General features: G+C 71.5%; 25 protein-coding genes, 1 pseudogene and 1 riboswitch. Of the genes and pseudogenes, 12 read left to right on the top strand and 14 right to left on the bottom strand.

Annotation, left to right across the window (positions count from 1 at the left end; translation table 11 throughout):
• Nucleotides 1-3: 3 nt before the first annotated feature.
• Nucleotides 4-1203, top strand: a complete 1200-nt coding sequence (locus ACQEWB_RS47110) for a Gfo/Idh/MocA family protein (protein WP_432844367.1) — start codon at nt 4-6, stop codon at nt 1201-1203.
• Between the two features lie 27 nt (nt 1204-1230).
• Here ACQEWB_RS47110 and ACQEWB_RS47105 read toward each other — a convergent pair whose 3' ends face one another.
• Together ACQEWB_RS47105 and ACQEWB_RS47100 are read right to left on the bottom strand one after the other, a co-directional pair.
• Nucleotides 1231-1929, bottom strand: a complete 699-nt coding sequence (locus ACQEWB_RS47105) for a L,D-transpeptidase family protein (protein ID WP_432842663.1) — start codon at nt 1927-1929, stop codon at nt 1231-1233.
• 131 nt (nt 1930-2060) lie between these two features.
• A complete protein-coding gene (locus tag ACQEWB_RS47100) occupies nt 2061-3440 on the bottom strand; it encodes a PLP-dependent aminotransferase family protein (protein ID WP_432842661.1) in 1380 nt (459 codons plus the stop codon).
• Nucleotides 3441-3502: 62 nt separating this feature from the next.
• On the opposite strand from ACQEWB_RS47100, the gene ACQEWB_RS47095 reads away from it, so the two are divergent.
• Entirely contained in the window at nt 3503-4897 is a 1395-nt protein-coding gene (locus tag ACQEWB_RS47095) for a pyridoxal phosphate-dependent decarboxylase family protein (RefSeq protein ID WP_432842659.1), read from the top strand.
• Nucleotides 4898-4900: 3 nt separating this feature from the next.
• Here ACQEWB_RS47095 and ACQEWB_RS47090 read toward each other — a convergent pair whose 3' ends face one another.
• On the bottom strand, nt 4901-5695 hold the full coding sequence (locus ACQEWB_RS47090; RefSeq protein WP_432842657.1) for an SDR family NAD(P)-dependent oxidoreductase: 795 nt from the start codon (nt 5693-5695) through the stop codon (nt 4901-4903).
• A 50-nt stretch (nt 5696-5745) separates the two neighbouring features.
• Between ACQEWB_RS47090 and ACQEWB_RS47085 the strand changes: the two genes are divergently transcribed.
• Nucleotides 5746-6273: a hypothetical protein gene (locus tag ACQEWB_RS47085; protein WP_432842655.1), complete on the top strand. Its 528-nt coding sequence runs from the start codon at nt 5746-5748 to the stop codon at nt 6271-6273.
• 12 nt (nt 6274-6285) lie between these two features.
• On the opposite strand, the gene ACQEWB_RS47080 is transcribed toward ACQEWB_RS47085, so the two are convergent.
• The 5 genes from ACQEWB_RS47080 to ACQEWB_RS47060 all read right to left on the bottom strand — a co-directional run bounded on the left by ACQEWB_RS47080 (nt 6286) and on the right by ACQEWB_RS47060 (nt 10113).
• A complete protein-coding gene (locus ACQEWB_RS47080; RefSeq protein ID WP_432842653.1) occupies nt 6286-7200 on the bottom strand; it encodes an SDR family oxidoreductase in 915 nt (304 codons plus the stop codon).
• Between the two features lie 94 nt (nt 7201-7294).
• On the bottom strand, nt 7295-7669 hold the full coding sequence (locus tag ACQEWB_RS47075; protein ID WP_432842651.1) for a DUF4180 domain-containing protein: 375 nt from the start codon (nt 7667-7669) through the stop codon (nt 7295-7297).
• Nucleotides 7670-7730: 61 nt separating this feature from the next.
• Complete coding sequence (locus ACQEWB_RS47070; RefSeq protein ID WP_432842649.1) at nt 7731-8360, bottom strand: MBL fold metallo-hydrolase; 630 nt, start codon at nt 8358-8360, stop codon at nt 7731-7733.
• Nucleotides 8360-9445, bottom strand: coding sequence for an S-(hydroxymethyl)mycothiol dehydrogenase (locus ACQEWB_RS47065; protein ID WP_432842648.1), 1086 nt, complete (start codon nt 9443-9445; stop codon nt 8360-8362). Before ACQEWB_RS47065 ends, ACQEWB_RS47070 begins: the two co-directional genes overlap by 1 nt.
• Before the next feature lie 89 nt (nt 9446-9534).
• Nucleotides 9535-10113 (bottom strand): transketolase, encoded by a 579-nt coding sequence (locus ACQEWB_RS47060; protein WP_432842647.1) that lies wholly within the window; start codon nt 10111-10113, stop codon nt 9535-9537.
• 227 nt (nt 10114-10340) lie between these two features.
• On the opposite strand from ACQEWB_RS47060, the gene ACQEWB_RS47055 reads away from it, so the two are divergent.
• Genes ACQEWB_RS47055 through ACQEWB_RS47040 form a run of 4 tightly spaced genes read left to right on the top strand, consistent with a single transcriptional unit; the run spans nt 10341 to nt 15721 of the window.
• The gene (locus ACQEWB_RS47055; RefSeq protein ID WP_432842645.1) at nt 10341-11099 is read left to right on the top strand and encodes an isopentenyl transferase family protein; all 759 of its coding nucleotides are present in this window, start codon (nt 10341-10343) and stop codon (nt 11097-11099) included.
• Nucleotides 11096-12445: an FAD-binding protein gene (locus ACQEWB_RS47050; protein ID WP_432842643.1), complete on the top strand. Its 1350-nt coding sequence runs from the start codon at nt 11096-11098 to the stop codon at nt 12443-12445. The genes ACQEWB_RS47055 and ACQEWB_RS47050 overlap by 4 nt, the downstream gene beginning before the upstream one ends.
• A complete protein-coding gene (locus ACQEWB_RS47045) occupies nt 12442-13938 on the top strand; it encodes a TIGR00730 family Rossman fold protein (RefSeq protein WP_432842641.1) in 1497 nt (498 codons plus the stop codon). Before ACQEWB_RS47050 ends, ACQEWB_RS47045 begins: the two co-directional genes overlap by 4 nt.
• Nucleotides 13939-13966: 28 nt before the next feature.
• The gene (locus ACQEWB_RS47040) at nt 13967-15721 is read left to right on the top strand and encodes an ABC transporter ATP-binding protein (protein ID WP_432842639.1); all 1755 of its coding nucleotides are present in this window, start codon (nt 13967-13969) and stop codon (nt 15719-15721) included.
• Nucleotides 15722-15815: 94 nt separating this feature from the next.
• Here ACQEWB_RS47040 and ACQEWB_RS47035 read toward each other — a convergent pair whose 3' ends face one another.
• On the bottom strand, nt 15816-16106 hold the full coding sequence (locus ACQEWB_RS47035; protein ID WP_432842637.1) for a hypothetical protein: 291 nt from the start codon (nt 16104-16106) through the stop codon (nt 15816-15818).
• A gap of 171 nt (nt 16107-16277) precedes the next feature.
• Between ACQEWB_RS47035 and ACQEWB_RS47030 the strand changes: the two genes are divergently transcribed.
• Nucleotides 16278-16643, top strand: a complete 366-nt coding sequence (locus ACQEWB_RS47030; RefSeq protein ID WP_432842635.1) for a nuclear transport factor 2 family protein — start codon at nt 16278-16280, stop codon at nt 16641-16643.
• A 48-nt stretch (nt 16644-16691) separates the two neighbouring features.
• Here ACQEWB_RS47030 and ACQEWB_RS47025 read toward each other — a convergent pair whose 3' ends face one another.
• On the bottom strand, nt 16692-17195 hold the full coding sequence (locus tag ACQEWB_RS47025) for a MarR family winged helix-turn-helix transcriptional regulator (RefSeq protein ID WP_432842633.1): 504 nt from the start codon (nt 17193-17195) through the stop codon (nt 16692-16694).
• A gap of 61 nt (nt 17196-17256) precedes the next feature.
• On the opposite strand from ACQEWB_RS47025, the gene ACQEWB_RS47020 reads away from it, so the two are divergent.
• The gene (locus ACQEWB_RS47020) at nt 17257-18111 is read left to right on the top strand and encodes a hypothetical protein (protein ID WP_432842631.1); all 855 of its coding nucleotides are present in this window, start codon (nt 17257-17259) and stop codon (nt 18109-18111) included.
• Between the two features lie 5 nt (nt 18112-18116).
• Nucleotides 18117-18200: riboswitch (ZMP/ZTP riboswitch) on the top strand.
• A 24-nt stretch (nt 18201-18224) separates the two neighbouring features.
• Nucleotides 18225-19073: a bifunctional 5,10-methylenetetrahydrofolate dehydrogenase/5,10-methenyltetrahydrofolate cyclohydrolase gene (locus ACQEWB_RS47015; RefSeq protein WP_432842629.1), complete on the top strand. Its 849-nt coding sequence runs from the start codon at nt 18225-18227 to the stop codon at nt 19071-19073.
• Here ACQEWB_RS47015 and ACQEWB_RS47010 read toward each other — a convergent pair whose 3' ends face one another.
• Both ACQEWB_RS47010 and ACQEWB_RS47005 read right to left on the bottom strand, forming a co-directional pair.
• Nucleotides 19074-20075: a CU044_5270 family protein gene (locus ACQEWB_RS47010; RefSeq protein WP_432842627.1), complete on the bottom strand. Its 1002-nt coding sequence runs from the start codon at nt 20073-20075 to the stop codon at nt 19074-19076.
• Entirely contained in the window at nt 20068-20616 is a 549-nt protein-coding gene (locus ACQEWB_RS47005) for an RNA polymerase sigma factor (protein WP_432842625.1), read from the bottom strand. The genes ACQEWB_RS47010 and ACQEWB_RS47005 overlap by 8 nt, the downstream gene beginning before the upstream one ends.
• 105 nt (nt 20617-20721) lie before the next feature.
• On the opposite strand from ACQEWB_RS47005, the pseudogene ctaD reads away from it, so the two are divergent.
• Nucleotides 20722-22328: pseudogene (ctaD, locus tag ACQEWB_RS47000) on the top strand (aa3-type cytochrome oxidase subunit I).
• A 5-nt stretch (nt 22329-22333) separates the two neighbouring features.
• Nucleotides 22334-22675, top strand: a complete 342-nt coding sequence (locus ACQEWB_RS46995; protein ID WP_432844365.1) for a hypothetical protein — start codon at nt 22334-22336, stop codon at nt 22673-22675.
• Here ACQEWB_RS46995 and ACQEWB_RS46990 read toward each other — a convergent pair.
• Nucleotides 22672-23094: a COG4315 family predicted lipoprotein gene (locus tag ACQEWB_RS46990; RefSeq protein ID WP_432842623.1), complete on the bottom strand. Its 423-nt coding sequence runs from the start codon at nt 23092-23094 to the stop codon at nt 22672-22674. The two genes, ACQEWB_RS46995 and ACQEWB_RS46990, sit on opposite strands and share 4 nt — an antisense overlap.
• A gap of 17 nt (nt 23095-23111) precedes the next feature.
• Nucleotides 23112-26798, bottom strand: coding sequence for a choice-of-anchor D domain-containing protein (locus ACQEWB_RS46985; RefSeq protein ID WP_432842621.1), 3687 nt, complete (start codon nt 26796-26798; stop codon nt 23112-23114).
• Nucleotides 26799-26810: the final 12 nt, after the last annotated feature.

The raw sequence follows: 26810 nt of genomic DNA, 5'->3' as shown, positions 1-26810 counted from the left end.
CACATGACGTTCTCGCTCGGCATCGTCGGCGCCGGCCAGTTCTCCGGCCAGTTCGCCACCCTGTTCCAAGCCCACCCCGGCGTCACCGACATCTACGTCACCGACCTGCTGCCCGAACGGGCCGAACAACTCGCCGCCGCCCAGGGGCTGGCCGGCACCTTCCCCTCGTACCAGGCGATGCTGGAGTCGGAGGCGGTCGACGCGGTCGCCGTCTTCACCCAGCGCTGGACCCACGGCCCGCTCGTGCTCCAGGGCCTCGCCGCCGGCAAGCACGTGTACTCGGCCGTCCCGATGGCGATCACCACGGAGGAGATCGCGGCGATCATCGACGCGGTCAAGGCGACCGGGCTGACGTACATGATGGGTGAGACCAGCCAGTACAACCCGGCGACCGTGCACGCCCGCAACCAGATCGCCGAGGGCGCCTTCGGGCGGCTCTTCTACGCCGAGGGCGACTACGTCCACGACATGGACCTCGGGTTCTACGAGGCGTACCAGTACAGCGGCGGCGAGAAGTGGAAGGAGACCGCCAGCTATCCCCCGCTGCTCTACCCGACGCACTCGGTGGGCGGGGTGCTCGGTGCCTGGCAGACGCACGCGGTGAGCGTGTCGGCGATCGGTGTCGTGGACGAGCGCGGCGACGGCGTCTTCGACAAGGACGTCAGCCAGTTCGGCAACGACTTCTCGAACGCGACCGCGCTGTTCGAGGTGGCGGGCGGCGGCTCGTTCCGTACGAACGAGTTCCGCCGGGTCGGCTACCCCTCGCACATCCGCGAGTCCCGCTTCCGCTTCTTCGGCACGGACGCGAGCATGGAACAGCTCGCGACCGTGGCCCTGTGGCAGGACAAGAAGGGCGTCAAGGACATCAGCGAGCTCCTGGAGCCCAAGCCCACCATGTCCCCGGACGACCCGTCCCTCCAGCACATCGCGCCGGACCTGCGGGCCGCCTTCACCTCCGGTTCGGCGCCGGTGCACGACCGCTCACGCCTGCCGCGGGTCTTCGACAACCTGCACAACGGACACGAGGGCAGCCACCACTTCCTGGTCGACGACTTCGTGACCGCCGTCAACACGCGCTCGCTGCCCTCGGTGAACGCGTGGGTGGCGGCCCGCTACACCCTGCCGGGCGTCGTCGCGCACGACTCGGCACGGCAGGGCGGGGTCCGCCTCGAGATCCCGGACTTCGGGGACGCCCCGCAGTAACAGGGCGTCCGGGCCGGGCACTTGGGATCAGGTGCCCGGCTTGCGGCCGTACACGAAGACGTCGTCGCCCTTCTTCAGGAGCGACCAGTACTTCTTGGCGTCCTTGGTGGTCATGTTGACGCAGCCGTGCGAGCCCGGCGGGTTCCACATGCTGAGGTTGACCGAGTGGAAGGCCTGGCCGCCGTCGAAGAACTGGCTGTAGGGCATCGGCACGTCGTAGATGTTCGAGACGTGGTCGATGTCCCGCCAGTAGATCTTCTTCAGACCGGTGCGGGTGACGTACCCCTTGCGGCCGGTGCGGACCGGGACCGGGCCGTAGACGAGCCGGCTGCCGTCCTGGATCCAGCTCAGCTGGAGCGTCAGGTTGACGCAGGCGATACGGCCCTTGTTGGTCGGGCACTTGCCTTCCTTGTTGGGGTTGTTCCCGACGGCCTTCTGCTTGTTCATCAGGTCCATCACGCCCCAGGTGACGGAACCCGCGTACCCGATGTTCGGCGTGATGCCGTGCTTGGTCTGGAAGGCCTTGATGGCCTTGCAGTCGCTCGCGGACTGCTTGCCGTCGACCGGCAGGCCGAGGAACTTCTCCACCTTCTTCTGGTACGGCCCCGTCGAGGTCGTGCATCCCGTGGACGCCTGGGCGGACCCGGTGCCCAGTGCGAGGGTGAGCGGTGCCACCAGTCCGGTGATCCCCAGTACGACGGCTCCCCGTCTGCGTATGTCCCCCATGGCCGGCCTTGCCTTTCGCGCTCGATTGGTCGTCCCTTGTGCGATCTCTGCCAGCTAGACCGGTGTGCGGGGTGATCGGTTGTAGAGCCCTGCACGCTAAGACCAAACGGTGACAATCGCAGTGCGTCAGGTCACAGGCGGGCGGTGAGCCGCAGCAGGTCCACGGCGCGGGTGAGGACCTCGGGCGTCGCCGTGAACGGCAGCCGCAGGTGGTGGGTGAGGGTCGCGCGGTCGGGTGCGAAGTGCGGTCCTGGGGTCAGGGCGAGGCCGTGGTCGGCCGCCCGGGCGGCGAGTGCGCTCGCGTCGCTGTCGAGGCGCAGCCAGAGGGACAGGCCGCCGTCCGGGAGGGTGTACGTCCATCCGGTCCCGGCGAGCAGTCGGGCCAGGTGGTCGCGCTGGGCGCGGAGTCTCGCGCGGCGGTCGGCGAGGATCTCGTCGAGGCCGTCGCCGAACAGTTCCTCGGCGATCAGCTGCTCCAGGGGCGGCGGCGAGAGCTGGGCCTGGAGGGGGTTCCGGCACAGTTCCCGTACGAGCTCCGCGGTGGCCCGGATCCAGCCGACCCGCAGCCCGCTCCACAGGGTCTTGCTCGTCGAGCCGATCTGGATCACGCCCGGCCCGGCGAGATACGGCTCGGTCCCGGGCGGGATGCGCAGGTCGAGGTCGCGCATCGTCTCGTCGACGAGGAGGGTCGTGCCGTGGCGATGGGCGAGGCGGGCGGTCTCGGCGCGGACCGGCCGGGTCATGTGGGCGCCGGTCGGGTTGTGGAAGTCGGGGATCAGGTAGGCAAGTCGGGGACGTCGGTCGCGCGGGGCGGCCGCGAGGTGCTCGGTGTCCCAGCCGTCGGCCGCCGTCACCGGCACGGGCAGCAGGCGGGACCGGCGGCGGCGCAGGAGGGCGAGGGCGCCCGGGTACGTCGGGTTCTCGACGGCGACCGGCGCCCTGCGGTCGGTGTGGAGGTGGTCGAGGAGCAGGGTGAGCGCGGCCTGCGCGCCGGAGGTGACCAGGATCTGCTCGGGACGCGTGGGCAGGCCGGCGCGGGTGTACCGGTCCGCGAGGAGCTCGCGCAGCCGGGGCAGGCCCGCGGTCGCGACGCCGGAGTCGACCAGCAGGACGGCACTGCGGGCGGCCGCGCGGCCGAGGGCGGCGAGGTAGGCCTCGTGCGGTGCGGCGGTGACGGCCAGGGTGAGGTCGAGCACGGCGTCGCCGGCGCCGCCGCGGTCCAGGGACCAGGGCGTGGTGCGCTCGGTGAGCCGGGCGGGCAGGCGTACGACGCTGCCGCTGCCGTGCCGGGTGTGCAGCCAGCCGTCGTCCCGCAGCAGGGTCAGGGCGGTGACGACGGTGCCGCGGCTGATCTCCAGCGTGCGGGCGAGTTCGCGCTCGGAGGGCAGTCGGGTCCCGGCCGGCAGCCGACCGTCGACGACCGCCTCGCGCACGGCGTCCGACAGGGAGCGGGCCAGCGGTCCGGGCCGTTCCTGCCAGGCGCCGAGGGCGGCGGCGAAACCTGAGGTCATTGGTCCAGTTTCCCTCAAGTGGACCAGGCGAACGGTCGCCGGTGGAGCCTAGGCTGCCGGTCATGCACCGTACCCTCGCCGGGGACCTCTCCCGGTTTCCCGAACTCCTCCAGTGCGCCCGTGACTTCGCCGCCGGGGAGGTGGCCGGGCTGGACGAGCGTCAGGTCGTACGTCCCGACAAGGCGCCCGGCCCCGAGGGCCTGCCGGTCGGCGGGGCGGGGGCCGAGGGCGCGCTCGCGCGGTTCGCCGAGCGGTGGGCGCCCGGGTTCTCCGGGTCGGCCGGTCCGCGCTACCTCGGGTTCGTCACGGGTGGGGCGACGCCCGCCGCGGTCGCCGGCGACTGGCTGACCAGCGCCTACGACCAGAACGTGTCCGGGGCCGTCGGCTCCTGGGCGGCGGCCCTGGAGCACGAGACGGTGGGCTGGCTGCGGGAGCTGTTCGGGCTGGGCGAGGCGCACTCCGGGGCGTTCGTGACCGGGGCGACCGTGTCCAACACCGTCGGCCTGGCCATCGCCCGGGAGTGGCTCGGCGAGCGGCTGGGCGTGGACGTGTCGCGGGACGGAGTTGCCGAGCTGGGCCCGGTCGACGTGCTGTCGGGCAGCCCGCACTCCAGCGTCGCCAAGGCCCTGTCGGTGCTGGGCATCGGCCGGAACCGGCTGCGGCCGGTGGCCCTGCGGGACGGCAACCGGGAGGCCGTCGACGTGACCGCCCTGGACGAGGCGCTGACGGCACTGGACGGGCGGCCGGCGATCGTCGTGGCGAACGCCGGCACCGTGAACACCGTCGACTTCGACGACCTGCGGGCGATCGCCGCCCTCAAGGAACGGCACGACTTCTGGCTCCACGTGGACGCGGCCTTCGGCGCCTTCGCCGCCCTCTCCCCCACGCACGCGCGGCTCGTCGACGGCCTCGACGCGGCGGACTCGGTCTGCGTGGACCTCCACAAGTGGCTCAACGTCCCCTATGACGCGGCCGTCCAGTTCACCCGCCGCCGCGACCTCCAGACCGCCGTCTTCCACAACGCCTCGCCCTACCTCGGACTGCCCACCGGGGAACCGGACTTCCTGCATCTGACCCCCGAGAACTCCCGGCGCCTGCGCGCGCTGCCGGCCTGGTTCTCCCTCATGGCGTACGGCCGTGACGGGCACCGCGAGATCGTCGAGCGCAATGTCGCGCTCGCCCGTGGCCTGGGTGAACGCATCGATGCCAGGCCCGAGTTGGAGCTGCTGGCACCGGTGCGGCTCAACGTCGTCTGCTTCACCCTGGCCGACGGTCCGTCGCAGGGACGTGTCGACGCGCTGGCGCGGGCGGTCGCCGACTCCGGGGAGACCTTCCTGACGCCGACGGTGTATCGCGGGACGCCCGCGCTGCGGGCCGCGTTCAGCAACTGGCGTACGTCGGCGGGCGACACGGAACGGGTGCTGGACGCACTCGTCGCCTCGGTGCGGGTCGTCTGACGCTCAGCCGTCGGTGTAGCGGACCCTCGCGAGGAAACCGGAGTTCATCGAGGTGAGGCCGCCGTCGACGGTGAGGGCCGTGCCGGTGATCCAGGCCGCGTCGCGGGAGGCGAGGAAGGCGACGGCGGCCGCGATGTCCTCGGGTTCGCCGACCCGGCCGAGGGGGTAGAGCGGGCGGAGCGCCTCGAGTTCGTCCTCGCGTCCCTCCCATGCCGAGGTGCGGACCGTGCCGGGCACGACGAGGTTGACGCGGACGCCGCGCGGGCCGGCGTGTCCGGCCATGGTGCGGGTCAGGGAGAGGAGCCCGGCCTTCGCCGCGCTGTAGGCCTGGTTGCCGAAGTTCTGCAGGGCGTTGACGGAGCCGACGTTGACGACGGCGCCGCGACCGGAGGCGGCCAGGTGCGGGAGGGCGGCGCGACAGCAGCGGTAGGTCCCGGTGAGGGTGATGTCGAGGTCGCGGGCCCAGGCCTCGTCCGTGCCGTCCTCGAAGAGCGGGGTGTCCGGGGTGCAGGAGGCCGCGCTGTTGACCAGGACGTCCAGCGTCCCGAAGGTGTCCACGGCGTGCGCGACGGCCGCCTCGACCTGGGCGCGGTCGGCCACGTCGCAGGCCAACGCCTCGACGCGGAGGCCCAGTTCACGCAGTGCGGTCGCGGTCTTCTCCGCCTCGGGTGGATCGACGTCGGTCAGCAGGACGCGCGCGCCCTCCCCGGCCAGCCGCCTGGCGATGGCGGCGCCGATGCCGCGCGCGGCGCCGGTGACGAGAACTCCGTACCCCTCGAAGCGCTTTGTGTCGGTCATGGGCCCGAACGTACTGCCGTGGCGATCAACTCTGCAGATAGCGTGCAGCCATGAACGCCTTCATACAGCAACTTCCCGCGCTGATCGGTGTCGTGATCGGGGCGCTCGGCTCGTACCTGGCGATCGTACGGGGCGATCGGGCGAGGTTCGACCGTGAGCGGGAGGCCCGTTGGGAGGAGCGACGGCTCACCGTGTACGCGGAGTACGCCCGGACGTTGAAGAAGTCCGTGACCTTGACCTACCGGGTCGCGTCCCATTTCGGCAACGACCCGCATCCACACCCGCTGTCCCCGGCGGAGGCCGCGCCGCTGATGGCCGAGGCGACCGCGGAAGGGGATCCGGCCGGGGAAGCGCTGCTCCTGCTGGGCAGCGCACAGGTGGTGGACAAGGCGCGGGTCTGGGTCAACGCGATGATGGAGATGCAGCATTTCCTGCGCGTGGAGACACTCGATCCGGAGGCGTGGCATGCCCTGATGGAGCGTCAGCGCGACGGCCGCGCGGGCTACTACTCGGCCGTCCGCGACGATCTGGCGCTGCCCCCGGGCAACTCCGCACGGTGGTCGGTGCCACAGGTGTGAGCCGCCCGGGCCTCAGCGGTACCCGGTCACGTCCGCGGGCTTCCCCGCGTCCTGCACCTCGACCAGGTACCGCCAGGCGTCGGGGCGGCTCCCATCGAGGTCCGTGAAGCCGTACACCGGGGCGAGTCCTCCGCTGGACAGGGACCGGCCGTTCCAGCGGGCCACCTCGGGGTCGGCGGCCAGGGCGGCGACGGCACGGCCGATGTAGCGCGGGGTCTCCGAGATGGCGAAGTGGGGCACGCGGTCCAAGGCGTCGCGCCAGTTCTCCTCACGTACCCCGAAGTGGCCGAGCATGATCTCCGAGCGCAGCCAGCCCGGCGTCAGCGCGACCGCGGTGGCTCCGCGCGGTCCGATTTCGTGGCCGAGGGCGAAGGCCATGCGCAGCACGGACGTCTTGGCGAGGTCGTAGAAGAAGGAGACGCGGTAGGTGTCGCGGTTGTAGTCGGCGGTGCCGTCGGTGACCTCGACGACCAGGCCGCCGGGGCGGCGCAGCAGCAGGGGCAGGGCGTGGTGGCTGGTGATCGCGTGGGTCTCGACGGCGAGCCGGAGCAGCCGCAGTCCCTTGTCGAGGTCGTGCTCCCAGACCGGGGTGTCCCATGCGAAGAGGTGCTCGGCGCCCCAGATGTCGTTGACGAGGACGTCGAGGCGGCCCTGTTCGTCGGCGATGCGGTCGACGAGGGTGCGGACCTGCGCCGGGTCGAGATGGTCGGTGGGTACGGCGATGCCGTGGCCGCCCGCCTCGGTGACCAGGTCGGCGGTGTCCTCGATGGTCTCCGGGCGGTCGTACTCGGAGCGCTGGGCTCGGGTGCTGCGGCCGGTGACGTAGACGGTTGCGCCCGCCGCGCCGAGTTCCACGGCGATCCCGCGTCCGGCGCCCCGTGTCGCCCCGGCGACCAGTGCCACCTTGCCCTTGAGTGCTGCCGACATGTCCGGCCTCCCGTTCCCTGCGACTGCTGTCACTGTCGAGGGTGCCGGGGAAGCCGGACATCTTCTGTCGCCATTTACCGCGGGCTTCGAACGGTCACCCGGCCGGGCGCAGTTTCGCCTCCAGTGCGTCGTGGTCGGCGAGGAACCAGATGTGGCCGCGCTGGTTGGTCTCGTGGACGAAGTCGCGCAGGGCCGTGCTCTCGGCGACGTGCTCGGAGATGTCGCCGACGACGGCGAGGCGCTGTCGGTAGTTCACGAACTTCTGCATGACCGCGCCCGCGACGCCCGACCGCAGCCGGAAGAACTCCCCGCCCACCCGCTCCACCGGCACCACGACCACCTCGGCGTCGTTGCCCATCGCGTCGCCGATGAGGTCGAGCGCGGCCTGCTCCCCGTCGAGCGGCGGGCCGTCGGGGGCGCAGACCAGTGCGCGGGTGTGGTGGAAGGTCACGATCGTGTTGGTGGTCATGACCGGTGATCGTATTGCGCGGTGGAGTCAGTGGCCGGGCGATCCACTCATCCAGCCGGGGTCAGTGGCCGCGGGAGATCCATTCCTCCAGGTGCGGGGCCTCGGCGCCGATGGTGGTCGGGTCGCCGTGGCCGGTGAGGACCTTGGTGTCGGGCGGGAGCGTGAGCAGGCGGTCGCGGATGGAGTCGATGATCGTCGGGAAGTGGGAGAAGGAGCGGCCGGTGGCGCCCGGGCCGCCCTGGAAGAGGGTGTCGCCGGTGAACACCGCGCCGAGCCCGGGATCGTGCAGGCAGACCGCGCCCGGTGCGTGGCCCGGGGTGTGGATCACCGTGAGGTCGGCGCCGGCCGCCTCGATGACCTGGCCGTCGACGAGATGGGCGTCGGGGTCGCGGTCGGGGTGGGTCTGCTTCCACAGCGGCAGGTCGTCGGGGTGCAGCCAGATGGTGGCGCCGGTGCGGTCGGCCAGGGCCGGCGCGGCGTCGATGTGATCGTTGTGAGCGTGTGTGCACACGATGGCCTTCAGGCGGCGGTCGCCCACGGCCTCAAGGATGGCGTCGGCGTCATGGGCGGCGTCGATGACGATCGCCTCGTGGTCGTCGCCGACGATCCACACGTTGTTGTCGACGTCCCAGGTCCCGCCGTCGAGGCTGAACTGACCGGAAGTGACAAGACGTTCGATACGAGCGGTCATCACAGCACCACCACCGAGCGCAGGACGTCACCGTGGTGCATCCGCTCGAAGGCCTTCTCCACATCGGTCAGTTCAATCGTCTCGGTCACGAACTTGTCCAGCGGAAGACGGCCCTGCAGATGCAGATCGATCAGCATCGGGAAGTCACGGGACGGCAGGCAGTCGCCGTACCAGGAGGACTTCAGCGAGCCGCCGCGCCCGAAGACGTCCAGCAGGGGCAGTTCGAGCTTCATCTCGGGGGTGGGCACGCCGACCAGGACCACGGTCCCGGCGAGGTCGCGGGCGTAGAAGGCCTGCTTGTACGTCTCCGGGCGGCCGACCGCCTCGATGACGACGTCGGCGCCGAAGCCGCCGGTCAGTTCCTGGATCGCCTCGACCGGGTCGGAGTCCTTGGAGTTGACCGTGTGGGTGGCGCCCATGGACCGGGCGGTCTCCAGCTTCCGGTCGTCGATGTCCACGGCGATGATCTTCGCCGCGCCCGCCAGGTTCGCCCCGGCGATCGCCGCGTCGCCCACGCCACCGCAGCCGATGACGGCCACGCTGTCCCCGCGGCCGACGCCGCCGGTGTTGATCGCCGCGCCGATGCCCGCCATCACACCGCACCCGAGCAGCCCGGCCACCTGCGGTGCGACGCTCGGGTCGACCTTGGTGCACTGCCCGGCCGCGACCAGCGTCTTCTCGGCGAAGGCGCCGATGCCCAGGGCCGGGGACAGCTCGGTGCCGTCCAGCAAGGTCATCTTCTGCTTGGCGTTGTGGGTGTTGAAGCAGTACTGCGGCCGTCCGCGCAGACAGGCCCGGCACTGACCGCACACCGCACGCCAGTTCAGGATCACGAAGTCGCCGGGTGCCACGTCGGTGACGCCCGCGCCGACCGACTCCACCACGCCGGCGGCCTCGTGTCCGAGGAGGAAGGGGAACTCGTCGTTGATGCCGCCCTGCTTGTAGTGCAGGTCGGTGTGACAGACCCCGCAGGCCTGTACCTGTACGACGGCTTCCCCGGGGCCGGGGTCCGGCACGACGATCGTCTCCACCCGGACCGGCTCGTCCTTGCCCGGTGCGATCACGCCGCGTACTTCCTGCGCCATGGTGTTGAAACCTTTCGTCGGCCACTGTCCGTCATTCCCGACCCTACGGGTGACTGATCAGTAACGGCATCGCCGACCCCCCTCGCAGCTCAGCGCAGGAACCCCCGCACGATCCGGGCGAGCGCCTGCTCGTCGAGCCCGTCCGTGCCGCCCAGGGCGCACAGCCGGTGCGGTACGTGCACCAGGGTGTCGGCCACCTGGCGGGCGGAGGTGCCGGGCAGCCCCGGTTCGACCAGGACGACGTCCGCGTGGTCCGCCGCGAGGACGGCGGTGCGCAGACCGATCTCGTCGAAGGGCCGGATGGTGGCGCCGTACAGGACGGACACGTCCAGGTCGGCGGTGGCGCGCAGCACGGGGTCGAGGGCGGCGCCCACGGCGAGGACCACCCCCGCGCGACCCTCCCGGACGAGCTGGAACCGCTCGGCGGCCTCCCGCGGTTCCGCGTTGGACTCGGCCGACACCTGGACGTAGGCCCGGCCGCCGCCGCGTACGGCGTCCAGGATCGTCCGGCGGACCTCGGCGGGATGCCCGGGGACGTGCACGCTCCAAGCGGGGTCGGCGGCGAACCTGGTCAGCTCCGCCACGGCTCCGTAGCCGACCAGGACGGCCCCGCTCCCCCGGGTCTCCGGAACGGTTTCGGCGACGGCGAGCAGCATCTCGGATTCCACTGGAGGGCCTCCTGGGGACGGGCGTTCATTTCGATTCGGGAAGAAATGGTTAAGAAACAAAAGGCGATTCCTAACGCACACTCATATCGCCCTGGATTCCCTGCGGCGGAGCTCACCAATCCGTGTAGTTCAACCTTTAACAGGGGCACAGAAATGTGGAAATCTCTTTGCCCGGTCGAGATGCGCGCCTGGTTCTTGATCATGCGGGGCCTCCGTAGTTTGACGTTATGGCCGAGAACACGACACGTCCGTATGTCCATCTGATCGCGGGACCGACCGGCGTCGGCAAAAGCGCGGCCGCCACCGAACTGGCCCGAAGTACCGGCGCCCCGATCGTGGTCGCCGACCGCTTACAGTGCTTCACCGATCTGGCCACCACGAGTGCCAGGGCCGGCGCCGATGTTCCGGGCGTGCGTCGGCACTGGCTGGGCGACCGGACCTTCGCCGACGGCGACCTGCGCGCCGGCCAGGCGGCGGACGCGCTGGTGGAGCTGGTGGAAGAGCTCGGCTCCCGGCATCGGCTGGTGATCGTCGAGGGCGGCTCGATCTCGCTGCTGCGGGACCTGTCGGCCCGCCTGCCCGGGCTGCCCTGGCGGCTGACGGTCCGGCTGCTGCCGGTTCCGGAACGGGAGGCGTACGTCGCCGCGCTCACCCGGCGGGCTCGGACGATGCTCGCTCCCGAGCCGCCGGGCCGCAGCCTCCTGGCGGAGCTCGCCGCCCTGTGGCACGAGCCCCGCCGGCGGCTGCTCGCGGCTTCGGTCAACGGCTTCGAGGCCGTTCTGGAATGCTGCGCGAAGTATTCGGTCGACGTGGAGACCCTCGACCGGGAACCGCTCCCGGAACACCTGCTGGACCGTATGGCCGCGCTGATCGCCGAGCGGCACGCGGAGCACGGTTTTCTCCAGCACCGCGTGTTCGGCGAAATCTTCGAGGGCCGGACGGCCGGCCCCGTTTTCGACACCGACCCACTGGAGCGTGCGGCATGAAAGGAGCGTCCGGGCTCGTTCCCCCGGCCAATGACGACCGGGAGCAGGATCTGTTGCGGGCCTCGGCCGACTTCGGCCACATCGTCGACTCGCATCCGCTCGGCGTCCTGACGGCGCGTTCCGTGGGGGCCGTACAGGAACTCGTCGCCTTCGCGGGGCCGCGCGGAATCGCGGTGACCGCACGCGGCGGCGGCCAGGCGCTGTACGGGCAGGGGCAGGCGGACGGCGGCTATGTCGTCGACATGGCGGGGCTGAACGACGTGCGCTGTGTGCCGGAGGACCGGGTGCTGGTCGCGGGGGCGGGCGCGCTGTGGAGCGACGTCGTACGGGCCGCGCTCGCGGCGGGACTGGCGCCGCCGGTGGTGCCGGACCATCTCGGCGGCAGCGTCGGCGGGGTGCTGAGCACCGGGGGTTTCGGCGGGGCCAGCCACCGGTTCGGGCTCGTCGCCGACTGGGTGCGGGAGCTGGAGGTCGTCACCGGCGCCGGCGAGCGGCTGGTCTGCTCGCAGCAGGTGTACCCGGACCTGTTCCGCGCCGTGCTGGCGGGACTCGGCCAGTGTGCGCTGATCGTCCGGGCCACGCTCCAGCTGCTGCCCGCTCCGGCCCGGGTCCGCCGCTACCGCCTCTACCACCGCACGCCGGGCACCTTCTTCACCGACCAGCGCCGGCTGGCCCGCGACGCCCGCTTCAGCCATGTCGCGGGCCAGGCGCGCCCCGCGCTCGACGGCGGCTGGCACTACATGATCGAGGCGGTGGCCCCGCACGACGGCCAACTCCAGCCCGAGGACGGCCTGTTCATCGGGGACCTCGACCACGACCCGGACACCGAGGAGATCGAGGACCTCTCCTACGCGGAGTACCTGCACCGCCTCGACCGCGACGAACGCCTCCTGCGTGCGACCGGCGAGTGGCACCGCCCGCACCCGTGGCTGACGCTCCTGCTCCCCGAGGAGGCGGCCACCTCCTTCGTCCCGGCGGTCCTTGCCGAGGACGCCCAACAGGCGCTCCGCTTCTGCGGCACGGTCCAGCTGCGCCCCCTCACCGGCAGCACGCTGCACGCCCCGCTGCTGCGCAGGCCCCCGGGCGAACGGCTCTGCCTCCTCTCGCTGATGCGCACGGCACCACCCGACCGACCGGACGTCGTACGGCGGTTGGTCGCCGCCAACCGCGCGATCCACACCCGGGCCACGGCGGTCGGCGGAGTCCTCCACCCGGGCGGCGCGCTGCCGATGACACCGGACGACTGGCGGACGCACTTCGGCCCCGACTGGGACGAACTCGTCCGCGCCAAGGCCCTCTACGACACCCACCGCGTCCTCACCCGGGGGTACGGGCTGTGGCCGTGACCGCCGTGACGGTGTTCTGCGGAGCCTCCCCCGGCCGCCGTGCGACGCATCTGCGCACGGCCACCGAACTCGGCCGCGCCCTGGCCGAGTCGGGGCTCCGACTGGTCTACGGCGGTGCCCGCACCGGCCTGATGGGCGCGGTCGCGGACGGGGCGCTGGCCGCGGGCGGCGCGGTCACCGGAGTCGTGCCGCGCCGCATGCTGCCGTACGAGATCACCCACACCGGGCTCACCGCGCTGGAGATCGTGCCGGACCTGCACGCCCGCAAGGCGCGGATGGCCGAACTCGGGGACGCCTTCGTGGCGTTGCCCGGTGGTCTCGGCACGGCGGAGGAGCTGCTGGAGGCGCTGGCCTGGGCGCAGCTCAACATCCACCGCAAGCCATGCGTGCTGCTGGATCCGGACGGCTTCTACGAGCCGCTGCTGGCCTTCCTGGAACACGCCCGAGACGAGGGGTTCCTGCGGGACGGGGATCTGGAGCGGGTGGTGGTGTGCAGGTCGGCGCGGGAGGTCGTCGCACTTCTGACGGCCCCGCGCCCGGCCGCGCGGGCCGATCCCTCGCGGCTGCCGGCCGGGCGGACCGCGTTCCTGTTCTCGGGCGGCGGCTCACAGCAGCCGGGGATCGGCCGTGAACCGCACGCCCGCAGCCCGGTGTTCGCCGAGGCGCTGGACGAGGTGTGCGCTCGGCTCGATCCGTATCTCGAAGTGCCGTTGCGGGACGTGATGTTCGCCGACGCGGGCACGCGGACGGCCGCGCTGCTGGACCGGGTCGCGTACGGCAATCCGGCGGTCTTCGCGCTCCAGGTGGCACAGTTCCGGCTGCTGGAGAGCCGGGGCGTGGTGCCGGACGTGCTCTTCGGGTACTCGGCGGGGCGGATGGCCGCCGCGCACGCCGCCGGGGTCTTCTCCCTCGCGGACGCCTGCCGTGCGGTGGGCACGCTGTCCCGGCTCATGGGCGGACTGTCGGGCACGGGCGGCATGGCGGCCCTTGAGGCGTCCGAGAGCGAACTGGCGCTGCCGGACGGTGTGGTGGTCGCGGCGGTCAACGGCCCGCGGTCGGTCGTGGTGTCCGGGGACCGGCAGGCGGTGGCACGGGTCCACGCGGAGTGGTCGGCAAGGGGCCGCCGGGCCCATCTGCTGCGTGTGGACATCGCACCCCACTCACCCCAACTCGACCCGCTCCTGGACGAGTTCCGGGCCACCGTGGCCGACATGGAGCTGAGCTCCCCGAGGATCCCGCTCGTCTCCGACGTGACCGCCCGGCCGGTCGGCGCCGAGGCGACCCGGGCCGACTTCTGGGTGCGGGAACTGCGCCACCCGGTGCGGTTCGCGGACGCGGTCGACCGGCTGCGCCGGGACGGCACCACGGTCTGGCTCGAACTGGGCCCGGGCGAGGTGCTGGTGGGCATGCTGGAGGAGTGCCTGCCCGGCGCGTACGCCGTATCGGCGGCCCGGAACTGTTCGTGGTCGGGGGCGGGTGCCGACGTAGCCTGAATGCTCACCCGCCTGTCGAAGGAGCGCCGTGAGCATCGCAGAGACCGAGACCGGCCCGCCCGCCTGGCGGCTGCTCCTCGGCTACGTACGACCGCACCGGTGGCCCTTGCTCGCGGGCGCCCTTCTCTCCCTGGTCACGGGCGCGACCGGCCTGCTGCTCCCGCTGGTGGCCAAGGGCCTGATCGACGACCTCTCGCACGACCGGGCCATCACCGGTGCGCTGCTGGCCATGTCGGCGCTGGTCGTGACCAACGCGGCTCTGGGCGCGCTCGGTTCGTATGTGCTGCGCCGCACCGCGGAGTCGGTGGTGCTCGGCGCACGGCGCGCCCTGTCCTCGTACCTCCTGCGACTGCGGATCCCGGCGGTCGACCGCAGCGAACCGGGCGATCTGATGGCCCGCATCACCTCCGACACCACTCTCCTGCGCGAGGTCACGACCGACTCCCTGGTCGGCCTGGGCACCGGCGGACTCACTCTGGTCGCGACCGTCGTGATGATGGGGCTGGTGGATCCGGTACTGCTCGGGGTCACCCTCGCCGTCATCCTGGGCGCGGGCACGGTGCTCGGCGTGATCGTGCCCCGTATCAACCGGGCCAGCAGACGGGCGCAGGACGCGGTCGGCGTCATGGGCGCCTCGCTGGAACGGATCCTCGGCGCCCTCCGCACGGTCAAGGCGTCCGGCGCCGAACACCGCGAGGAGCGCACGCTGCACGACGCGGCCGAGGAGTCGTGGCGGCAGAGCGTGCGGGCGGCCAAGTGGGCGGCGGCCGCGGGCAACACGGCCGGGCTCGCGATGCAGATCGCGTTCATCACGGTGCTGGCGGTGGGCGGGGCGCGCGTCGCGACCGGCGCCATCCAGGTCGGCACACTCGTCGCCTTCCTCCTCTACGTCTTCTATCTGATGTCGCCGATCCAGAGCGTGGTCGGCGCGATCACGCAGTACCAGACGGGTGCGGCCGCCCTGGCCCGTATCCAGGAGGCGCTGAGCCTGCCGTCCGAACCGGTGGCCCGCCCGGCCCCGCTCCCCTCCCCCGGCGCGGAACCGGCCGCGCTCGCCTTCGACGAGGTCCGCTTCCGCTACGCCGACGACCTGCCGTACGTCCACCACGGGGTGACGTTCGCCGTGCCGGCCCGCGGCATGACGGCCTTCGTCGGACCGTCAGGCGCGGGAAAGACCACGGTGTTCTCGCTCATCGAGCGGTTCTACGACCCCGAGTCCGGGGGGATCACGCTGGACGGACGCGGGCTACCGGACTGGGAGCTGCCGCAGCTGCGTTCGGCGATCGGGTACGTCGAGCAGGACGCGCCGGTGCTGTCGGGTTCGCTGCGGGACAATCTGCTGCTGGGGAATCCGGAGGCCGACGAGGCCACGGTCAACCGTGTCCTCAAGACCACGCGCCTCGACGGTCTGGTCGCGCGGCTGCCCAAGGGGCTGGACACCCTGGTGGGGCACCGGGGCACCAAGCTGTCGGGTGGTGAACGTCAACGGGTCGCCATCGCCCGTGCGTTGCTGCGACGGCCGCGGCTGCTGTTGCTGGACGAGGCCACGTCGCAGTTGGACGCGGTGAACGAGGCGGCGTTGCGGGACACGGTCGCGGATGTGGCCCGGACGACCACGGTGCTCGTCGTGGCCCACCGGTTGTCGACGGTGACGATGGCCGACCGGATCGTGGTGATGGATGCGGGGCGGGTGCGGGCGGTGGGAACGCATCGGGAGTTGGTCGCCGGGGATCCGCTGTACGCCGAGCTCGCGGCCACGCAGTTTCTGGCTACTTCCGGGTGAGGCTCTACGTTCGCCGGGTGAAATTGCATGCACAAAGTCAAGGGCCGCCCGTTCCCGGGCGGCCCTTGCTGGAGACGTGCGGTGTGACCTGGGCCTATTCGAAGGCTCCGAGCAGCCCGTAGGCGGGCGCCGCCAGATCGGTCACCTGGTGCAGCTGGTTCAGGTCGTTGAGCCGGTTCAGCTGCTGGAGCTGCGCGGAGGGCCGCGGAATCTGCGCCTTGTGCTCCTCGGGCAGGTCGCTCACGGTCAGCGAGTCGAGGGTGGCGATCGGGTTGATCTGGCCCTCGTTCGGGGCGACCGTGGCCGCGTTCGCCATGGGGGCCGCGAGGCCGGTGATACCCGCGGCGAGGCCAACGGCGGCGACGATACGTCGTGTTGAGATCATGTTTTGAGCAACGGCACCGGACGCCCGGCGGTCACGGGAGGGCCGCGCCCCTCACCCGTCAGGCGGAGCACCCCCCTGCGCTTGCCGAGGCCGCCGGGGCGGAGGAGTCTCGGAGGAGAGGCCCTTCGCGGCCCGCCCCTCGTCGGGTCGCGGCCCTCGAAGGAGGTCACCATGGGCACCGCGGCAAGCACCGCCTTCAACGCCGATACCCTGCGCAAGGGCGTCGAAGGACACACGGCGGCAGATCTTCTGTCGCTCTACGCGGACGACGCGCAAGTGCGCATCGTGGACCGCAACACCCAGCCGAGCCAACCCAGGGTCCTGCACGGCCGTGCCGAGATCGGCGCGCTGTTCGAGGACATATACAGCCGTGACATGACGCACAAGGTCGACCAGTGCATCATCCAGGGCGACCACGCCGCCTACAGCCAGTCGTGCCGGTACGCGGACGGGACGCGTGTCCTGGCCGAGTCGATGATCACGCTGCGGGACGGGAAGATCGCCGAGGAAATCCTGATCCAGGCATGGGACGAGTAGCAGGGAGAACCCCGAGGGTCCAGGTCACCACCCGGCTGACCTGGACCTTCACGGCTCGCCTCGGCCGGCCTCGGCCGCCACGACCAGCTTCCGCAGCAGGTCGGCTAGCGTCCGTTGCTCTGCTTCGCTCAGTGCTGAGAGCAGCGCGACCTCGCCGGCTTCCTCCGTCACCGCATGCTGTTCGAAGGCGGCACTTCCCGCGCCGGTGAGCCGGACCCGCACCCGCCGCCGGTCGCCCGTCTCGTGCGTACGGCTGATCAGCCCCGCCTCCTCCAGCGGCCCCAGCCGCGCGGACAGCGCGCCCCGGGTCAGCCCCAGCCGGTCAGCGAGCTGCGACGGGCTCGCGGTGTAGGGCGGGCCGAGCCGTCGCAGCGTGAGCAGCACCTTGTACTGCCAGCGCCGGAGTCCGTCGGAGTCCAGGGCCTCCCGCCGGGCCTGGGACGCGTGCCGGGCCAGGAACGCAAGGCGGACGAAGATCGCCTCCTTCACCGGGTCCATCCAGGCCAGTTCCTTCGACCACTCCTCGACGTGCCGGTCGGCCGAGTCCTCCATCGCCTGTCTCCCGCAGTGGTTTTCTTGTGGATGGTTTTCCGCATAACTACCTTCTCCCGTCATGACGAACACGACGAGCGCTTTGCGCACATCCGTGGATCTCGACGAACTGATCGCCGCCGCAAGGGAGTTGTCCCTCGCGGCCCGCTGGCCCCGCGCCCTGGGCCTGCTGGAGTCGACCGCCGTCGCCGAGCCGGCCGACCGTGCCCGGCTCGCGCTGGCCGCGACCGAAGTCGCCCTGGAGAGCGACTGGTTCGCGGGTACGGATCTCGCCCCGGCCCGCATCGGGGCCGCGGCCGAGCTGCTGCCGGAGGACGACTGGGACCTCGGCTTCGCACGCCTGCGGCACGCCTACTACCGGCTGCTCCGCGTCGACGGCTCCGTGCGCTTCGGCCCCGACGGCAAGGATCCCGCAGCCCTCCACGCGATACGGCAGGAGGCGTACGCCCTCCGTGACCGCGCCCCGGACGAGGTGCGTGGCGGCTGGGCCTCGATGTACCTGGGCCTGATCATCGACAACCAGTTCGGCGAGGTCGACGCCGCGCCCGCCCACTACACGGCCGCGCTGGAGGCCGGGGAGTCGGGCCCCGATCCCCTCCTGGCCCGGGAGGCGCTGCGCCACCTCGGCGGCCACGACCACGACACCGGCGCCCATGACCGTGCCCTGGAACGCTGGCGCCGGGCCACCGCGCTGGGCGCCGGCGCGGGCAACGTCCCCGGCACGCTGTCCCAGCAGCTCCTCCTGGCGATGCTGGCGCGCGACACCGGCGACGAGCCCGGGGCCAGGGCCCTCGCGACCGAGGTCGCCCGCTGGGCCGGGGCCATCGGCGCCGGGCGCCTCGCGGCACAGGCGACGAACTTCCTCGCCGGAGCCGACCCGATGGGCCCGCCGAAGGAGACGGAGAGCGTCGGTTAGGCTCGTGGCTGGGCCGTGACTGGCGCTGAGGTGGAGTACCACCGGGGAGCGGCTCCGCAGAGTCGATGCCGTGCGCCTGGGCGATCCGGTCAACACCAGCCCAGGAGTGGATCATGTCCCAGGCCCGGCTCATCGACGGCACCGCGCTCGCCCGGCGCATCGTCGAGGCCACCGCGAAGAAGGCGGCCGGTCTCACCGAACGCACCGGCACCGCGCCCTGCCTCGCGACGGTACTGGTCGGCGCGGACCCCGCCTCCGTCACCTACGTCCGTATGAAGCAGAACCGCTGCCGCAAGGCCGGCATCGAGTCCCGCCGTGTGGAGCTGCCCGCGACCACGACCACCGATGAACTCGTCGCCGCTCTCCGCGAGTTGTCGAACGACCCCGCCGTGCACGGCATCCTGCTCCAGCACCCGGTGGGCGAGCACATCGACGAGCGGGCCGCGTTCGAGGCGATCGCACCCGAGAAGGACGTCGACGGCGTCACCTTCGCCTCGTTCGCGACGATGAGCTTCGGCCTGCCGGGCTTCGTGTCCTGCACGCCCGGCGGCATCATGCGCCTCCTCGACGAGTACGACGTCGACCCGGCCGGGAAGCGCGCGGTGGTCGTGGGCCGCAGCGCCATCCTCGGCAAGCCGGTCGGAATGCTGCTGCTGGGCCGCGACGCCACGGTGACCTACTGCCACTCGCGCACCCGGGACCTGTCGTCGGTGGTGCGGGAGGCGGACATCGTGGTCGCCGCGGTCGGGCGGCCCCGGCTGATCCGCGGCGAGGACATCAAGCCCGGCGCCGTAGTGATCGACGCCGGCTACAACGAGGGCAACGTGGGTGACGTCGACTTCGACTCGGCCGTGGAGCGGGCCGGCCTGATCACGCCGGTGCCGGGCGGTGTCGGTCCGATGACGATCGCCACGCTGCTGGAGCAGACCGTCGACGCCGCCGCCCGGCAGCTCGGCGTGTGATCAGCGCATCCAGGCGCTGTAGTCCATGACGTCGCCGGCCTTCACCCCGTACTCGGGGTCGGCCCTGGTGAAGGTGGTCTCCAGGCCCAGGACGGCGCCCGTCGCCGGGTCCATGATCAGCATCCGGCGGGGGCCCGACCCCTCGTACACGTACGCCTGCCCGCGCCTGCCGAGCCGGTCGGTCACCTGCCCGACCGGCCGCAGCCCCTCGGCGCCGGCCAGCAGCCGGGCGAGCGTCGCGGACTCGCGGGCGCCGAGGGTCCAGTGGTCGAGCAACACCGCTACGGCGTCCAGGAGTTCACCGGTGTCCGGCTCGCCGTGGAGGGACGCGGCCTCCAGAAGGTAGGCGCGCAGCCGGGTGACGTCGTGCGGCGGCGGGGACTCCGGCGGGGCGTCGCTCCAACTCGGCGGATACGTCTGCCGACTGATGACGTGGCCGTCCTCGACCAGATGGGGATCGTCGCCCTCGTCCCTGAGGACGGGCCGGCCAGGGTGCCGGGGGTCGGTCGCGACCACGAGTTCGGTGTGGCTGTCGTCGGCCCTCCAGCGCACGATGCGCTCCTCGGGGAGGGTGACCGGAGGCTTGTCCTCGCTCATGCCCATGCTCCACGACTGCACATGCGTGCCCTTGTGCAGCTTCGGCGACCCGTCGGCCGCGGCCGCCTCGGCCCGCTCCGCCAGCGCCTTCAGGGGTACGGGGGTGGAGTCGGCCTGCACGACCAGCGGACGGGGTGCCGCCACGGCCGGCGGCGTACCGGGACCACTGACGACGAGGGTCAGTGTCATGGCGGTGACGACGGCCGCGGCGACCAGGCCCCAGGCGAGCCGGGCGCGGTGCGCGGGGACCGTGCGGCGCAGCCAGGTCCGGCGGGCGGCGGTCCGTCGGCCCAGCAGCTCGGCCAGCCGCCGTTCGGCGTTGTGGTCCAGGGGTCCGTCGCCGTAGTGCGGGCCGTCGACCGGCACCGGGTCGGCGCGGCGCAGGAGTTCGAGTTCGTCAGCCATGGTGGTGCTCCTTCGTGGCTGTCGTACCGGTCGTGAGGGCGGGGCGCATGCGGTCGATCTCGGCTCTCAGCCGACGCCGGGCCCGGTGCAGCCGCATCGCCGCGGCCCGCTTGCCGCAGCCGAGCACTACGGCGACCTCGTCGACGCCCAGCTCCTCCCACGCCGTCAGGCGCAGCACCTCCTGGTCGGCTTCGGAGAGCCGGGCCAGCGCCTCGTGCACCCAACTCCCGGGCGCCTCCGTGTCGGGGCTGTCCACGATCTGCCGGCCGTGCGCGGTCTCGTCGTTGCCCAGCCGGTCCATCAGCCGGCGCCGCCGCCCGTATCCGCGCACCGCGTTGGCCAGGCAGTTGCGGGCCACGCCGTACAGCCAGGGCAGCGGGGACACCGGCAGGTCGGCCCGGCGTCGCCAGGCGACCGTGAACACCTCCGCCACCACTTCCTCCACCTCGCTGGTCCGCCCGTCCAGTCGCCGCGCGACATAGCGGCTGACCGCCCAGTAGTGCTCGCGATAGGCAGCGGCGAAGGTCTCGTCGTTGCTCATGTTCGGTTCATGTCCGGCACCGTCCGGATCGTCACACCCTTCTTCGTGAGGCTCGTCGCACCGATCGAGTGTGACCGGTTCGACCGGTCCGGACACAGGCGGGGCATGAGGAACCTCAAGTGGCTCACGACCACGGATCACAAAACGATCGGAACGCTCTATCTGGTCACGGCGTTCTCGTTCTTCTGCATCGGTGGCGTGATGGCCCTGTTCATGCGCGCCGAGCTGGCTCGCCCGGGCCTGCAGATCATGTCGAACGAACAGTTCAACCAGGCGTTCACGATGCACGGGACGATCATGCTGCTCATGTTCGCGACCCCGTTGTTCGCGGGTTTCGCGAACTGGATCATGCCGCTCCAGATCGGCGCCCCGGACGTGGCGTTCCCGCGCCTGAACATGCTGGCCTACTGGCTGTATCTGCTCGGTTCGACCATCGCGGTCGGTGGCTTCCTCACCCCGCAGGGTGCGGCGGACTTCGGCTGGTTCGCCTACGCCCCGCTGTCGGACGCGGTCCGCTCACCGGGCGTCGGCGCCGACATGTGGATCATGGGTCTGGCGCTCTCCGGCTTCGGCACGATCCTGGGCGCGGTCAACTTCATCACCACCATCATCTGCATGCGCGCGCCCGGAATGACCATGTTCCGCATGCCGATCTTCGTCTGGAACGTCCTGCTCACGGCCGTGCTCGTACTGCTCGCCTTTCCAGTCCTGGCGGCGGCCCTGTTCGCCCTCGAAGCGGACCGGAAGTTCGGGGCGCACGTCTTCGACGCGGCCAACGGCGGAGCGCTGCTCTGGCAGCACCTGTTCTGGTTCTTCGGGCATCCGGAGGTGTACATCATCGCGCTGCCGTTCTTCGGCATCATCTCCGAGGTCATTCCGGTCTTCTCACACAAGCCGATGTTCGGCTACACGGGCCTGATCGGCGCGACCATAGCGATCGCCGGACTGTCCGTGACGGTCTGGGCGCACCACATGTACGTCACCGGCGGCGTCCTGCTCCCCTTCTTCTCCTTCATGACCTTCCTGATCGCGGTACCGACCGGAGTGAAGTTCTTCAACTGGATCGGCACCATGTGGCGGGGCTCCCTGTCGTTCGAGACGCCCATGCTGTGGGCCACGGGCTTCCTGGTGACCTTCGTCTTCGGCGGCCTGACCGGCGTGATGCTCGCGTCCCCACCGATCGACTTCCACGTCTCGGACTCGTACTTCGTGGTGGCGCACTTCCACTACGTGGTCTTCGGCACGGTCGTCTTCGCGATGTTCGCCGGATTCCACTTCTGGTGGCCCAAGTTCACCGGGAGGATGCTGGACGAGCGCCTCGGCAAGATCACCTTCTGGACCCTGTTCATCGGCTTCCACGGCACCTTCCTGGTCCAGCACTGGCTGGGCGCCGAGGGCATGCAGCGCCGGATCCCCGACTATCTGGCGGTCGAGGGTTTCGCCACGCTCAACACGGTCTCGACGATCTTCTCGTTCCTGCTGGGCTCGTCGCTGCTCCCCTTCTTCTACAACGTCTGGAAGACCGCCAAATACGGCGAGCAGGTCGACACCGACGACCCCTGGGGCTACGGCCGCTCCCTGGAGTGGGCGACCTCCTGCCCGCCCCGCGCCACAACTTCCTCACTCTCCCCCGCATCCGCAGCGAGTCCCCGGCCTTCGACCTGCACCACCCCGAACCCGGCGCAGCCGCAAGGGAGTTGACGTCCCTGTGACGGCCATGGACGAACACCCCGTCGACGCACAGGCCTTCCTCAACGACATCGAGGGTCACCTGCTCCTGGCCTCGGTCCGCGACGAGAGCCACGCGGCCGCTCGGCGTTTCACCACCCCGCTCGACTGGCTCACCGATGGCCAACGGGCCGAGGTGGAGCGCCGTTTCGAGGCGGAGTACCTGGCCCTCGCCCGCGTCTCCTGGGAGCACACTGCCGAACGGGGCCGGGAACTGCGCGCCGAGTACGAGGCGGCGTATCAAAGGCTGCGCGAACGGACGCTCGCCGTCTGCCTGTTGGGGCTCGCCCTGTTCGCAGCGGTGGGCGTCGTGCTCCTGCCGCTGCTCTAGCGCGCCGCGTCCCTCGGCCGGACGGCGTGCCACTGCAACGTCACGCCGTCGGTCTCGGCGGGCTGGGTGTCGCCGGTGTAGGTGTACAGGGGTGAGCCGTCGTAGGTGACCTGGTCGCCGGTGCCGTCGGGGCGGGTGATCCGGCCGAGGGCGCCCGCGATGCCGGGCGGGAGCCGGAGTTCGGCGGCGGCCTCCGCGAGGAGGGGACGACGGGTGTCGGTGCACGGGGCGAGGCATTCGACGTCGCCGGTGGCCTCCAGGTCATAGCGATAGAGCGTGTGGCCGGACAGGTCTGTGAGCACGCGGCCCAGGGTGTCGCTGTCGCCCAACATGACGGTCAGGGGCGGCGGTTCGGGTGCGGCGCCGAGGCAGCACAGGACGGCCGCGGCGGTCAGCAGGGGCGTCAGCAGTCTGCGCATGGGGGCTCCTTCGGCGGTCAGTAGGCGATACGTACGCCGGTCACGGTGTGCTTGTCGGTGCTGCTGCCGGTGGCGCCGGCGAATCCGACGAGCAGGTTCTTCGGCAGGCTCACCGCCTTGTCGATGACCTGCGTGCCGTCGACGCTCACCACCAGGTGCCCGGCGCTGGTGACGTTGGCGTCGATGGTGTGGGTGCCGGAGCGCAGGTTGGGGACGGCGGTGGAGGTGGCGACGTAGTGCGGGGCCGATCCGGTAGCCGCGGTGGCGATGCCGACGAAGTTGTTCGACGGCTCGGTGCCGTTCTTGTGGGTGTCGAGGGTGACGGCGAGGCCCGGCAGGCCCGCGTAGCCGAGCCCGCCGCCGCCCGCGCCCAGCGCTGTCGAGGTCGCCTTGGACGCGTCGAGCAGGAGCAGCGCGAGGCCGTCGGCGCCGGTGCCGCCACCGATTGTGGCGGTGAAGTGGGCGCGCAGCCGGGCCGAGGGTACGGCGGTGGCCTGGACGCCCGAGCCCTTGACCGACGCGGTGGCCGGGGTGAGCACGAGGCTGGTGCCGGAGAGAGCCGCGCTGCCGTTGTACGTCCAGCCGTTGGGACCGGGCGGCGGTACGGCATACGAGGACGCGGTGACGGCCACGTCCCGCACGGCGTGGATGTCGGTCTTCCCGCCCGTGCCGCCGGTGAAGGCGACGAAGGCCGTCGGACTCAGCGAGGCCACCGTCGTCCTGAGGATTTGGGTTCCGTCCATGGTGACGGTGAGGGTCTTGCCGGAGACGGACACGGCCACGGCGTGCGGACCCGAGCGCAGAGCGGGCACGTTGGTCGCGGTCGAGGCGTAGGTCAGGGTGGTGCCGGTGCCCGCGGTGGCGATGCCGACGAAGTTCGCCGACGGATCGTTGCCGTTCTTGTACGTGTCGACGGTGACCGCGACTCCTGGCACTCCCGTCCAGCCGAGGCCACCGCCCTTGGCGCCCAGGGCAGTTGGAGTCGCGCGGGCCGGATCGATCAGGCTGAAGGTGAGGCCGTCGGCGCCGGTGCCGCCTCCGACGACCGTCGTGAACGTCGCCGTGAGGCCGTCCGTGAGGACGGGGACGGGGAAGACCGCCGAGCCCGCCTGGTAGGTGCTCGCCTGGGTGAGCTGGAGGTCGTCGCCGGAGAGCTGGGCGGCGCCGTTGAGTTTCCAGCCGCCCGCCCCGGGTGCCGGTACGACGACTCCGGTGCCGGCGGTTCCGGTCGCGGTGAGCGTCTCGTTCTGCGGGCCGCGGCCGTCGTCGGAGGTGAGCTGGTAGGTGCCGGTGACGGCGCTGACGGAGGTCGGCGAGAAGGTGACCGACTGGTGCACCACGTCGTCCGGTCCGAGGACCTGGCCCTCGCTGATCGGGTTGGTGACGTGGAAGGGGGCCGCGGGCGGCGCCGCCTTGGTGATGGTCAGCGGGATGTTGCCGGTGTTGCTGATGTCGAAGGTCTTCGTCACCGACTGGCCGACCTTCACCTGCCCGAAGTCGGTCGAGGTGGGCGTGACGGTCAGCCGGGCCTCGCCGGCGACCGCGGTGCCGGTCAGGTCGACGGTCGCGGTGCCGTTCTGCCCGGTGACGGACAAGGTTCCGGAGTCGTCGCCGGCCGCGGTCGGCGTGTACGTCACCTGCACGGTGACCGACTGCTGCGGCTCGACGACCGTGCCGTCGGCCGGCAGACCATCGGCGCTGAAGGGTCCGCCGGGCGGCACGCTCGCCGAGACCGTCTCGGCCTCGGTGCCTGTGTTGGTGAAACTGACCCCGAGGGTCTTGCTCGTACCGGTCGCGACGGTGCCGTAGACCAGCGAGGACGGTGCGGCGGCGAGGCCGGGCCTGGTGCCGTACCCGGTGAGCCCGAGGCCGATGTCGCCGACGTCCGTCGCGAAGCTCAGGACGGAGGTGTCCGCGCCGGGCGTGGTCGGCGAGAAGGTCACGGGGAGCGAGTAGGTGTCGCCGGTGTGCAGGGTGCGCGGCAGCCCGGTGGGCGCGGCGGCGAACTGGCTGCCGGACGGGGTGCTCACCCCGCTGATCGTCACGTCCCGGGTGGCGGTGACGGTGGCCGTGCCCTGGCCGCTCTCCCCCACCGGCACCTTCCCGAGGTCGACGGCGTCCCCGATCAGCGCCGCGTTGGAGGGTCGTCCGAATGCAAGGACGTGGCCGTCCCGGGTGCCGACGTAGACCCGGCCGCCGTCGGTCGCGGGCACCGAGAACTTGGCGGCGGTGCCGATCGGGCCGGACCAGCGCAGCTTCAGCGTGCCGTTCACGGGTTCGGCGTCGTACGCCCGCAACTGGCCGCCTGCCCCGTTGGAACCGTCGGAGTAGACGGCCCACACGAGCGCGGAACCCGGTGTCGTGCCGGTCGAGGTCACCACGGGCGAGCCCGAGGTGTAGCCGAACTTCTCGGCGCTGTTGCCGGTGTTGCTCAAGGCGGGCAGGCCCGAACCGGTGGTGCCGTAGTGGAAGGCGCGCAGGAGGCCGCGGCTGCCGATGGTGTAGACGTAACCGCCGCTGCCGCCGTACACCGCCGGGTGTCCCCAGACGCCCTCGTACGGGCCGAAGGCGCCGAGCACCTTGTCGGTGCCGCCGGCGCCCTGGCTGCGGCCGCCCAGGTCGTCGCGGTCGAGGAGGAAGAGGCGCCCGTCCTTGCCGATCTGGACGAGGAGATGGGGATGGCCGCTCGTGCCGAACGTCGGACCAGGCAGGGCGACGGGGCCGCCCGAGCCGAGGTCGGTGTCGTTCTGGTCGAGGGTGGGGGCGTTGCTCGGGCTGAAGAAGTCCTGCGCGGACATGGTGCCGTCGCTGTTGACGCCGAGCCGGACCACCGACTCGGCCAGCTGGCCCGGCGGCCTGGAGCCGGGGCCGGGTGCCGGGGAGATGCCGTTGCCGGTGGAGAAGAGGATGCGTCCGGGGCCGTCGGAGACCAGGCCGCCGCCGCTCATCCAGATGCCGGCCATGCCGTTGGCGGAGGAGTCCTCGGTGGCCCACAGGGTCTGCTTGCGGGTCGAGGTGTTGACGCCCAGGACATAGCCGACGTACGGCTTGACGTCGCAGTGCGAGGCAAAGCCGGCGTAGACCGAGCCGCCCATCAGCAGCAGGCCGGGGCGCTGTCCGGCGGTGAAGGCGCTGAAGGGGCGGCCGGGGTCGTTGACCGGCACGCCGGCCACCTTCACGGGCCAGCCGGTGCGTTCGGCGCCGGTGCTCGCGTTCAGGGCGTGGACGTACCAGCTGGGGTGCTGGGTGTCCGCGCCGTCGTTGACCTTCGAGGTGAGGTAGACGGTGCCGGTGGCCGCGTCGTACACCGGTGTCGAGGTCACACCGAGGTTGGGGACGAGGTCGCCGCAGCCGATGGCCGACGCCGGCCAGGGCGCGCCCAGGTTCCGGGTCCAGGTGATCGCCCCGGTCGCCGAGTCGAGGCCGTACACCTTGTTGTTCTCGGTGGCCGCCACGACCGTCCTGCCGACCACCAGCGGCTGGGCGTAGACCTGCCCGTCGACGGTGGTGGAGAACTGCTGCCCGAAGTCGGAACTGGCGACCTGGTCGGGGGCGAGGCCGGGTTCGTTGGTGTCCCAGCCGGTGCGGTAGGTGTCCGCGGAGACGGTCGTCTCGTCGGCGCGGGCGGTCTGCGGTGACGCCGGCGGCGGACACACCGCCAGGAGTACGGCGAGCACGCCACCCGTGAGTCCCCTGCCGCGCATCCGTGCCTCCGC

This window comes from Streptomyces sp. CA-249302, assembly GCF_050936785.1.
In the GTDB taxonomy this organism is placed as follows: domain Bacteria; phylum Actinomycetota; class Actinomycetes; order Streptomycetales; family Streptomycetaceae; genus Streptomyces.
This window is presented reverse-complemented; position numbering and strand designations above follow the sequence as displayed.